2 protein-coding genes are annotated in these 1,075 nt (G+C 63.3%); one reads left to right on the forward strand and one right to left on the reverse strand.

What is annotated here, in order from left to right; all coding sequences use genetic code 11:
* Positions 1 to 222: hypothetical protein (locus ACYVDE_RS23885; RefSeq protein WP_460504022.1), on the forward strand; the 222-nt coding region annotated here is incomplete at its 5' end.
* A gap of 56 nt (positions 223 to 278) precedes the next feature.
* Here ACYVDE_RS23885 and ACYVDE_RS23890 read toward each other — a convergent pair.
* Positions 279 to 1,075, reverse strand: a 797-nt coding sequence (locus ACYVDE_RS23890) for an arginase family protein (RefSeq protein WP_460504023.1), incomplete at its 5' end; no start/stop codon positions are given.

Below are 1,075 nucleotides of genomic sequence, written 5' to 3' on the forward strand. Positions count from 1 at the left end.
AGCGGCGTCGAGTACCTGCCGCCCGCGCCCAAAGACACCCTGCCGCTGAAAGCCGCCATCATCGGCGGCAGCCTGCTGGCAGTGGGCGCCGCCTGGCTGCTCGGCGGAGGTCGCCGGCGGAAAAACAAGAAATCGAAAGCCTACAAAAAGGCGCTGAAAGCGGCGAAAAAGTCAAGCAGCTACCAGTCGCCACCCCTGTACCGGGGTGGTGTGGGTGATTGAGCTAAAAATGAAAAGCCCGCTCGATTGGATTCGGTGGGCTTGTTAACTCTTCACTTTTAACTTTTAATTCCAGCTGCCACGCCCGTCAGATAGGCGGTAATGATGGTAGCAGCTAAGCGGGCGGTCTGGTTGTCGCAGTCGAAGAGCGGATTTAGCTCGACTACCTCGAACAGCCGGACCGCCTCGTTTTTTCCGGCCAGGAAAGCTGCTTCCGTAGCTTGGCGGGGCGTGAAACCGTCGGCGCTGGGGGCCGATACGGCCGGCGCATACGCCTCGGCGCACCCGTCGATATCGAAGCTCACGAAGGCGGGGCCGTCGTTTGTGGCGCGGCTCAGGGCGCGAGTGGCGTAGCGCTCCATGCCATCTTGCTGCACATGGGCCAGGGGCACGATGGTGGCCTGCTGCTGGTGCAGAAAATCAATATCCTCGCGGGTGTTGAGGTTGGAGTGCAGGCCAATTTCGGAGAAGCGCGGGCCAGCCAGGAAGCCCTCGCGCAACAGCTTGCCAAAGGGCGTGCCGCTGCTGATGAGGCCGGGCTTGTCTTTCACATCGGCGTGCGCGTCGAAGTTAATTCCGCCCACCGGCTGCCCGCCGGTCGCATCCACCAGCCCGCGCACCGTGGAATACGTGCCATCGTGCGAACCGCCCAGCACCACCACCCGCGGGTACTGCCGTAGCAGCGCCGCCAGTTGCTCGCGAATGTAGGCATGGTTGGCGGCATGGTCGGCGCGGCGCAGACTCAAATTGCCCGCATCGGCGATGCGCAGGTGGTCGAGGCTGATGTTATGCTCGAGGTTGTAGGTTTTGTGGTAGCGGCGCAGCTCGCGCCGGATGGCGTCGGGCGCGTGCGCCG

Source organism: Hymenobacter agri (genome assembly GCF_054778495.1).